Source organism: Levilactobacillus tangyuanensis (assembly GCF_003946545.1).
Lineage (GTDB): Bacteria > Bacillota > Bacilli > Lactobacillales > Lactobacillaceae > Levilactobacillus > Levilactobacillus tangyuanensis.
Genome location: NZ_RHOA01000006.1, coordinates 94,625 through 104,250 on the forward strand (window position 1 = coordinate 94,625; position 9,626 = coordinate 104,250).

Genomic DNA, 9,626 nt, shown 5'->3' on the forward strand with positions numbered 1-9,626 from the left:
AAATCCCGAACCTGGATTTTACGGGTGACGGGGTTAAGCGGAGCTGGTTGCCTGGCGGAGCACGTTTCGGCAATTGATAAAGGTTAGCGAACAAACGGCGCGCTGCCACACAACGCCACCATCAATTAAATAATCTAATACTTAACAAAAAATCCCCTAGGACGACTTAACGTCCTAGAGGATTTTTTATGGGCCAACTAAGCATTGGCCGCCTTTTTCTTTTTCTTCTTGTGTTTCTTCTTCTCGTCGCCAACGTATTCCACAGCGGTTGACTGCCGAATGGTGGTTACCTTGATCTTCCCAGGATACGTTAACTTATCCTCGATCTGTTGAGCCACTTCCTGCGTTAACTTGGCTGCGGCCTGGTCGTCCAACTCCCGTGGCTTAACCACGATCCGGAGTTCCCGACCGGCCTGAATGGCGTAGCTTTCGGCTACCCCAGTCTGCTCGTTCGCAATTTGTTCCAAGGCACGAAGCCGACTGATGTAGTCTTCCACTGATTCACTCCGAGCACCTGGACGGGCACCAGAAATGGCATCGGCGGCGGCCACTAAGTCGGACAGCGGCGTGGTCTTCTCGACATCCCCATGATGGGCGGCGATCGCGTTAATCACAATCGGATCTTCGCCATACTTCTGGGCAAATTCGGTTCCGATTTCCACGTGGGTGCCTTCGACTTCATGGTCGATGGCTTTCCCCAAGTCATGGAGTAAACCGGCCCGGCGAGCCAGGCGGGTGTTATACCCAAGCCGTGCTGCCATGGCACCGGTTAATTGAGCCACTTCGATGGAATGCAAAAGCACATTTTGACCATAACTGGTCCGGTACTTGAGTCGGCCGATGAGCTTCATCAGGTCGGGATGCATCCAACCCACATGTAAGAGACTCACGGTTTGTTCACCGGTCTCCCAGAGACTGTGGTTAACATCCCGCAGCGCATTCTCCACCTGAGTTTCGATCTGATTGGCCGAAATGCGGCGGCTCGCCACGAGATTAGTCAGGGCGACCCGGGCAATCTCCCGGCGAATCGGATCATGCGTACTGATGAACAGCGTCGAGTTGTCATCCGGCACAAAGATTAGATCCGTCCCGGTCAACGTCTCCAGCAAGCGGATGTGTTGGCCTTCACGACCGATAATCTTACTGCGTATCTCACCGTTAGGCACGGTCACGCTGTGTTCCAAATGTTCCTTTGGCAAGTCTTGCGGACCACTTTCCGTGGCGGAAAGCACCACGTCCTTGGCCCAACGTTCGGCATTGGCCTCGGCATTATCATTCAACGCCTTGATCTCGATGTCGCGGTCCCGCTTCAGTGAGAGGTTAGCGTGTTGAATCACCTGTTCTTGGGCGTCCTGCGCGGTCAGCCCCGCCTGGTCGGCCAGGGTGGTTTCCCGCTGGTCACTGAGTTCCTCGGCTCGGTCCTGCAACAGGTGCACGGACTGCCGTTGATCTCGGTTAGCCTGGCTCCGTTCGTCTAACATTTCTGTTTGATCATCTAGCCGAATCGCCATCTGATCCATCAATTTTTCACGTTGTAACCGACGCTGTTCGCGCGCCGAAATATCTGTTTTCTGTTCGGTCAATTCATCCTTGACTGATTGCTGATAGGCCAAAGTCTCTTGACGACTATCGGCGTGTATTTTCTGCACACGTTGCTTGGTCTCTGCGGTTGCCTGGGCAATAATCTTTCGCGCCTGTTCTTGTACCGCCAACAGTTCTTGACGGTGCTGATGCCGACGCACCAGGTAGCCGAGGACCAGCCCAATCAGCAAGGCTCCAATAATTAGTCCTATGCTTAACAATATGCTGTACTCCTTAGTCTTCAATCCCGACAAATTAGCGGGTGGGTTGGTCACTCTTCTTGCTAATTATACGCTATTTCCCCCCACAACCCAACTAAACTCGCCGTGATTTACTAACTGCCGTTTTTAATCGCCAGCCGGCATATATTTGGCCAGAAAGGCCTTAACCGTGCGGGTATACAACTGGGGATCATGTGACAAGGCCGCCGCGTGCTTGGCCCCCGGAACAATTAACAATTGCTTGGGACCCGCATCGGCCGCGTAGACTTGGTGAACCATCCGCGTTGGCACGAAGGTATCGGCGCCCCCGTGAATGAAGAGCATCGGCTTATGATTCTTCTTCACGGCCGCCACGGCATTGGCATCCTTAAAGTGGAAGCCGGCCTTGGCCTTCGCCACCGAACTGGTCAAGGGGACCAGTGGCCAGTATGGCAGGTTATACATTTGCTTAGCCTGGTAGGTAATCTCGGCTTCGGCGTTGGTATAACCACAGTCTTCGATGTAGGCCTTAAGCTGCGGTGGCGTCTGCAGACCACTGGTCATCATGGTTGTGGCGCCCCCCATGGACACCCCAAATAAGACAACCTGCGACTGCTGACCCTGTTTAGCGATCACCTGGTTAACCCACTTCAAATAGTCCTTGCTTTCATAATAACCATAGCTGATGACCTTCCCCTGACTGGCCCCTTGGCCCCGGGTGTCGGGGATCAACGTGTTATAACCCATTTGGTGGAACATGGCCACGTAACCCCCCATGGCCTCCTTGTCGGAACCAAACCCATGAACCAAGACCACCGTCCGTTTGGTCGTCTTGGCAGCAGGAATGTAGTCGGCCACTAACTTCAAGTTGGTGCCGGCCGCCGTTTCCGTCCAATGCTGCTTCGGCACCGTTTGATACCACTTCTTTTGTTGGTAGAGTGGGTCCGTCTTCTTTAACTTCGTGACCGGTCCCACAAAACTCTTCTTACCGCTGGCAACCGTCATATTATAAAAGTACAGACTGGCCCCAAACAGTCCCGTGGACACTAGAACCACCAGGACTAAAATGGCGATTAGCCACCGTTTCAATCGCTTACTCAAGATGTTATCCTCCCTTAATCGTGACACTCACAAGGGTAAGTATACGAAGTTCTTGCCGCCAGCGCAATCGATATGAAGTTTGCTATAATAAAGCCAACTAACGGCTAGGAGGGCTCATCCATGAAATATTCATTAAACTGGGATCTCGATTCGCTCTTCGCTGGTGGGATCAATTCCGACCAGCTGAAGACTAAATTAGCATCGATTCAGACCGCCACGGCAACCCTGGGCGATCTGCTCGACCGCTGGGACGCCGCCAGTGACGCCCCTAACTATCAGCAATTTATCAAGTTAATCGATCAGTTACAGGCCATCGAAGCCGGCCTGGGTCAGGCGGGACTCTTCATTACTGGCGTTGGCTCCGCCGACATCCACAATGCCGATGTGGCCCCGGTTGAGGCCCACTATCAAACATTGGCCACCCAGGCCGACAACGTGGTTGGCAAGCTCAAGAAGGTCCTGGTTCAGGTCCCGGACGCCAACTTTGCGGAAATGTTGGCCCATCCTAAGCTGGCGCCCATTGCCTTTAATCTAGAGGAAATGCGGGACGCGGGCAAGACGTTACTAGACGACAAGACCGAAGCCCTCATCAATCGACTCAATCTCGATGGCAAGGCCGCCTGGAGTAGTCACTACGATTCCCTGGTTGCCACGGTACAGGTCCCGTTCCACGATGCGGAAGGCCAACCCATCACCCTCTCGGCTGGACAGGCCGATAACAATCTCCTGGGTAACGCGGACCCGACTTATCGGTCGGCCCTGCTGCCCGCCTGGGAAAAGGCCTGGACGGATAAGGAACAACTCTTTGCCGACACCTTGAACCACTTGGCCGGTTTCCGCTTAACCGAATACGCCGCCCATGGAACCACCGACTTTCTGAAGGAACCGCTCAAGGAGAACCGCCTGAGTGCCACCACCCTGAAGACAATCTGGCGGGTAGTCGATGATAACAAGGCCATGCTACTCGATTACCTTGACCGCAAGGCGTCCCTCCTGGGCAAAAAGCACGCCGGTTGGGAAGACGTCGAGGCCCCGCTAAATCTCCCCGGGAGTACACCACACCAATTTACCTTCGACGAGGCCGCGGACTTCATCATCCAACACTACGGCGAATTCTCACCAAAGATGGCCGCACTGGCTAAGCACGCCTTCGACCATCACTGGATTGAAGCGGAAGATCGACCAGGCAAGGCCCCCGGTGGCTGGATGGAAAGTGCCCCGGAGACCAATGAATCCCGGATCTTCATGACCTTCACCGGATCACCCAACGACGTTTCCACCATCGCCCACGAGTTGGGCCACGCCTTTCATTCCAGCGTGATCCATGACCTGCCAATCTTACGGCAAGACTATGCCATGAACGTGGCCGAAACTGCCTCAACCTTTGGCGAACTGATCGTGGCGGATGCCAACCTACAGGCCGCAAAGACCGATGCCGAGAAGATTACCTTACTCAATGCCAAGATGGACAACCCCCTCGCGATGTTCTTAAATATCCGGGCGCGCTACCTCTTTGAAACCCGCTTCTACCAACTGCGCCAACAAAAGTTGGTCACCCCAGCCGAGCTGAACGAACTCATGCTGAATGCCCAGAAGGAAGCCTTTGGTCACGACCTGTCGACCTATTCCCCTCATTTATGGGCCAGCAAGCTGCATTTCTACATCGACGAACCGGCCTTCTATAACTTCCCTTACGTCTTTGGCTACCTGTTCAGCCTGGGGATTTACGCTAAGGCGCAACAGACCGAGAACTTTGAGGACGACTACATCGCTTTACTCAGAGATACCGCCAACATGTCCACCGAGGACCTGGCCGCCAAGCATCTGGGCGTCGATCTCACCCAACCTGACTTCTGGTTAGCCGGGGTGAAACTCATCAAACAAGATATTAGAGAATTCATGCGTCTGACTGATTCACTAGTGAAATAGTCACTAGTTTCAGTTAAAAGCAACGCAGAGTGGTATACTATTGGTAGACAAATCAACGGAAGAAACGGGTGAGTGTATGTTTTCAGAACGACTACGGGCCTTACGGCGCGGCCAACATATTACATTGGAACAACTAGCCATGGCGCTGAATAAAAAGGCTCTTGGGGAGGACGATCATCCCAACACAGCGTCACAAATTGGTAACTGGGAACGCGGTATTCGGACGCCTTCCTTCCTCGAAGTCCGCAAGCTCGCGGAATACTTCGACGTCACCATGGACTACCTCACCGGGAAGGCCGAACGTGACGAATATGATCTCGGCCGGCTATTCCTGTCCGGCAAGCAACTGAGCTTCAATCGTGAACTCCTCAGTGGCCGGGACCGTTACGAAATTTACCAATTGATCGATGGCTATCTGCATGGTAAGGAAAACCGCTTCATCGATCAGGAACCAAACCAGCAAGAAGAATTGGATCTCCATTTGGACGACCATTAACGCTTAACGGTCGGCTGGTCAGCATAACTGCTAATCGGCCGACCGTTTTATTTTGCCAATCTGCTCGAAAGGACCCACAACGATGAATCCCAAAAAACTACGACGCTTAAAGAAACAGGTCCGGCATCAGCCGACACCCTTGGCCCAGCAAGACTACCTCAGCCGGATCAAGGCCTACTATCGCGACTTCGGCGAATATTCTGCCATCAAGGCCCTACTCAGTAATATTATCCTGGCTGACCGAATTCTAAGTACCGGCAAGTTACCCCAACAGTTGCCACTACTACAGCTCCCAGACGATACCCAAGACGTCATCTTCCAGCACATCAACGCCACCTACCCGGCTGGCGATCCCACCGGCGATCAACTCTGGAATCACCTGACGGATCTCCTGCCACAGTTGGACCACGATCTGCGGTCCTTCAGGGACTACCTCGAAAATCATTACGGCATGTGGGCCTACACCTCGGAACCGGTCGTCAACGACCTGGCAGAATTTGTCGGCGACCGGTCGGTCCTAGAGGTCATGGCTGGTAACGGTTATATTTCCAAGGGCTTACGGGATGCCGGCAAGACCGTCTATGCCACGGATAGTCAGAGCTGGACGGCCGAAAATGAAACCGGCCGTCACACCCTGACCCCTATCGAACCACTTACCGCACTCGAGGCATTTGAGAAATACCAAAACGACGTTGGCGTCGTGGTCATGTCCTGGTCGCCGGATGGCGTTCCCGTGGATTGGGAGCTGCTTCAGGCCATCCGCGCCTCTGCCGCGGACGTGGATTTTGTCGTGATTGGTGAAAAGGACGGGGCCACGGATTCAGCCGCCTTCTGGCAGCATGCCGAGCTGCTCGACAATCCAACCGTTCACCAGTTAAACCGGCACTTCACTCCAATTGATCTCGTGCGCGATCAGGTCTATCTGGTCAAGTAAACTTAGCGTTTTTACCAAACTCGCCTAAGATCGTTTACACCCGTGGTGACCCTTTGTTATGATGTGAAAGGTTAATTAACACGGGGAGGAATCACCATGATTGATTTGGGAAATATCTTATTTTACGGCATTGGGTTGGCCCTCATCGTGGCGCTAGCTTACGCCGCCTATGCTAGCCATCAGGCCCATCGGGACGACTGAGCTTTCTTTTTTGTTGGTCTTTGGATTCTTACTTAGGTCCGCCTACGGCGGCCAGGGACGACGCTGTGGGGCAACCCTTGAAGCCCCGCTGAGATTCGCGGGTCTTCAAGGGCATGGTGAAACCGCGCTCAGAACCGCCCGTTTCCACCATGACCCATGTTCTAAGCTGGCCTAGATCACCAGCTAAGAACATCGACACCGCGTCATCCCTAGCCGCCTTCGGCTCTAAACTGGCAACCATGATCGCAATTGTTGGCATCGTTCCGATCACCATGGATCATCGCCAGCGTGGTCAATATTTCATCGCGCTAGTCGATCGCTAGTAGTCGATCTGACACTCAATTAGTCTTTATCTGTTAACTTACATGCGATTATACATAAAAGCTGCGTCACCAATCTAAAATGGTGACGCAGTTTTTTTGATCTTATTTTAATGATACTCTGCCCAAACCAGCAATAATGTTAAGAATAACATCGCCACGATGGCCACTAGGTGCCAACGCTTGTTGCCCACAAAGACGGCGATATATTCCCGCAGGATCGCGTTAGGCAAGAAGAACTTGGCCGTTCGCGCGCCGATGCCATCGGCCTTCACGCCAGCCCGCTTCGCAATCATCCCCGCCCGGAAGGTGTGATAGCCATTCGTCACGAAAGTAATCCGGGGATTCTCGTCACCACGAGCCGTGATAATCTGTTGCGAGAAGACCATGTTTTCGAAGGTCGTTCGCGAACGCTCCTCCGCAATCGCATGGTCGGCGGGTAAGCCCCTATCCAGGGCATACTGCCGCATGGCCACGCCCTCCGGCACCGTTTCGTCGCCACCTTGGCCACCAGAGAAGATGATGACCGGCGCGCGACCTGTTTTGGCCAGTTGCTTGTCGTAGAACCGCATGGCCCGGTCAATCCGCTGGCCCAACAACGGCGAAACCTCATTGCCATTTAGTAACCCAGCCCCCAGCACGATTAAATAATCTTGCTTATATCGCGGATGATTAAATTGATAAATAAACAACATTGTCAGATAGTTGTAAAACCAGAAGAGGACGTAGAAGATCACCATCGATGGGAAGAGATTAATCGCTGTCGCTACCGGAACTGGCAGGTATAACGATGTCAGCCGCACCACGAATGGCGCCACCAGGATCGCGATTCCTAGAAACAACGTCAGCATGTTGGCAATCGTATGGCTCTCCCGTTTCCAGACAATCCAAGCGTTCCACAAGAGCAGAAACGCTTGAAGCGTGAACACGACCCCAATCACGATTAAAAATAACACAAATATCGCCAGGCTAATCACAATCAGCCAGCGATTATTGGTCGCCAAGATGGTGATGGCCGCCATGGTCAGAAAGGAATAGAAGAATAGTGAGAACCAAATCCCATTGCCTAACCGCCGTTTTTCGATGCGATAACTAATAAAAAAGATGAGCCCAAAACCTAACGGGAGCAACCACCCCCAAAAGACGATGGGCTCAATCCCAAATCCACCCGCTTGCAAATAACTTCCCCCTAATGAGACAGACTCGATACTTTTAGAATAGCATAACTACCGTGGTTTGATGACGCCAGGACAGAAAAAGGGCAGTGAATTTTTCACTGCCCGGATGACCCTATTTAACAGAATGAACCAGCCTAGGATTAGCGGTGATGTAGCCACCGGCTACCCGATAACGCTTGGTGCCACTGAGATCGGGACGATCGCCGTGCGAATAATCCCACCCCTTGACGGTGATCGTGCTACCTTTTTTGTAGCTCTTAATCCGTTTCTTCAGATTAACCGTTTGATACCGATTGATCTTGGTCGTGGCCTTAACCTTGGTGACCATCGTTGGCTTGGTTGGGGACACCCACTGCTTGTTGCCGGTGATGTAGGTCCCATCCGCCAATTCATAACGTGTAGTCAGGCCCTGCTTAACCACCTTGGTCACCGCAACCGCGGCCCCTTGCTTCAAATGACGAACCTTGTTGGTAAACGTGGTGCTGCTATAAACGTTGGTCCCCTTAGGATTTGTCACAAATAGCTTATTGTAATGCCCGGACCAATAAAGTTTCCCCACGTAATCCGCATTCGCCGTGATGTAGGTTCCATCCGCCAATTCATAGCGTTGATTGCCGGCCTTGGATGTCACGGTCTTTACAACGGAGAAGATTGGTGCGTAGGCTTTGGCCTTCTTGGCGTAGCCTTGAACGCGTTCGCTCCGCTTAAAGTCCGCGTTGCGGTACCGGTTGAGACCCCGCTTAGCATAAACCTTAAACGCAACCCTTGATGTTGGTTTGGTTGACTTCGTAGGCTTGTTAGGACTCGAGGTCGCCGTTGTCGGTTTCGAATACGTAATAGTCACGTCTTGATTGCCATCGGCGCCCACCTTACTACTGTCGAAGGTGATACCGGTCGGGTTAGCCGTGTAACCCGAAATTTCAGGAATCAGGAAATGATGCTTATCGTTAAAGACCTGGCCATCGTAACCCGTGACCACTCTGGTGGCCGTGGCACCATCGGATGAATCCGCATTGTCGGTAACCGAAGCTGGTAAGTTGCTGCCATCCGCCATCTTGTAGGTGATCTTCATGCTAATATCGGCCTTCGTCAGGGGAACGTTAAGATCGACTTCAAACGGTGAGGTTGATCCATCATAAGTCACTTTTTGGTCAAATAACTTTTGGGTAGCTTGCTCATCGATCGCCTGTCCCTTGAGCTTAAACGGATCAGAACCAAAAGTCGCTGTAAATTCCGAAACTTGAGAATCGGACAGACCCATTACTTGGGCATAATAAGACATAAATTGTGACAGCGTCCATAACTTATTCACGACATAACTTTCACCGTAGAATTCCAATAATACCGTATTACGGTCAACGCCCTTCGTTTTACTCAAGGCATCTAGGACATCACCAACCGTGGTTTGATCGTTATAAGTCACGTCAAACGGGTCCGAGATACCAGTAGGAGCCGTGCTTATCGTTGACCTAAGAACTGTCGGCACCGTCACATCCGTCTCCGCTGCACGAGCCACCGCGATGGACTTCCCAGTAATCGGCGTCATCCCGACAACCAGTCCCAGCGTTGCCATAAATAAAGCGCTTACGAATAAATGTAATAATCTTTTCGCGCATTTTAGAATCAAGTTAGCCACTGTCTCAAAATTTTTTGGACAATAAAAAACATCAAGAACAGATATCCTGT

Annotated in this window: 8 protein-coding genes; 3 read left to right on the forward strand and 5 right to left on the reverse strand. The window is 52.3% G+C overall.

The annotated features are described in order from the left end of the window. Positions 1-197: 197 nt before the first annotated feature. Positions 198-1,802, reverse strand: coding sequence for a ribonuclease Y (rny, locus tag EKM96_RS06195; protein WP_125641268.1), 1,605 nt, complete (start codon positions 1,800-1,802; stop codon positions 198-200). 126 nt (positions 1,803-1,928) lie between these two features. Next, complete coding sequence (locus EKM96_RS06200; protein ID WP_125641271.1) at positions 1,929-2,882, reverse strand: alpha/beta hydrolase; 954 nt, start codon at positions 2,880-2,882, stop codon at positions 1,929-1,931. Between the two features lie 120 nt (positions 2,883-3,002). Here EKM96_RS06200 and EKM96_RS06205 point away from each other — a divergent pair, with 120 nt between their 5' ends. From EKM96_RS06205 to EKM96_RS06215, 3 genes are all read left to right on the forward strand, one after another. Beyond that, positions 3,003-4,811 carry a M3 family oligoendopeptidase gene (locus tag EKM96_RS06205; RefSeq protein WP_125641274.1) on the forward strand — a complete coding sequence of 603 codons (1,809 nt, stop codon included), beginning with the start codon at positions 3,003-3,005 and terminating at the stop codon, positions 4,809-4,811. A gap of 76 nt (positions 4,812-4,887) precedes the next feature. After that, positions 4,888-5,307: a helix-turn-helix domain-containing protein gene (locus tag EKM96_RS06210; RefSeq protein WP_125641277.1), complete on the forward strand. Its 420-nt coding sequence runs from the start codon at positions 4,888-4,890 to the stop codon at positions 5,305-5,307. Positions 5,308-5,389: 82 nt separating this feature from the next. Further along, positions 5,390-6,241 carry an exosome complex component gene (locus tag EKM96_RS06215; protein ID WP_125641280.1) on the forward strand — a complete coding sequence of 284 codons (852 nt, stop codon included), beginning with the start codon at positions 5,390-5,392 and terminating at the stop codon, positions 6,239-6,241. A gap of 229 nt (positions 6,242-6,470) precedes the next feature. Here the strand turns inward: EKM96_RS06215 and EKM96_RS06220 are convergent, their stop codons facing one another. The 3 genes from EKM96_RS06220 to EKM96_RS06230 form a co-directional block, all read right to left on the reverse strand. Next, entirely contained in the window at positions 6,471-6,701 is a 231-nt protein-coding gene (locus EKM96_RS06220) for a hypothetical protein (RefSeq protein WP_125641283.1), read from the reverse strand. A gap of 171 nt (positions 6,702-6,872) precedes the next feature. Further along, positions 6,873-7,940 carry a YdcF family protein gene (locus tag EKM96_RS06225; RefSeq protein ID WP_125641286.1) on the reverse strand — a complete coding sequence of 356 codons (1,068 nt, stop codon included), beginning with the start codon at positions 7,938-7,940 and terminating at the stop codon, positions 6,873-6,875. A gap of 112 nt (positions 7,941-8,052) precedes the next feature. Beyond that, complete coding sequence (locus EKM96_RS06230) at positions 8,053-9,513, reverse strand: DUF5776 domain-containing protein (RefSeq protein ID WP_125641289.1); 1,461 nt, start codon at positions 9,511-9,513, stop codon at positions 8,053-8,055. Between the last annotated feature and the right edge of the window lie 113 nt (positions 9,514-9,626).

Coding starts and splice junctions, on each gene's coding strand:
- EKM96_RS06220 (WP_125641283.1), bottom strand. CDS start 6,701: ATGCCAACAATTGCGATCATGGTTGCCAGTTTAGAGCCGAAGGCGGCT.
- EKM96_RS06230 (WP_125641289.1), bottom strand. CDS start 9,513: ATGGCAACGCTGGGACTGGTTGTCGGGATGACGCCGATTACTGGGAAG.
- EKM96_RS06215 (WP_125641280.1), top strand. CDS start 5,390: ATGAATCCCAAAAAACTACGACGCTTAAAGAAACAGGTCCGGCATCAG.
- EKM96_RS06210 (WP_125641277.1), top strand. CDS start 4,888: ATGTTTTCAGAACGACTACGGGCCTTACGGCGCGGCCAACATATTACA.
- EKM96_RS06205 (WP_125641274.1), top strand. CDS start 3,003: ATGAAATATTCATTAAACTGGGATCTCGATTCGCTCTTCGCTGGTGGG.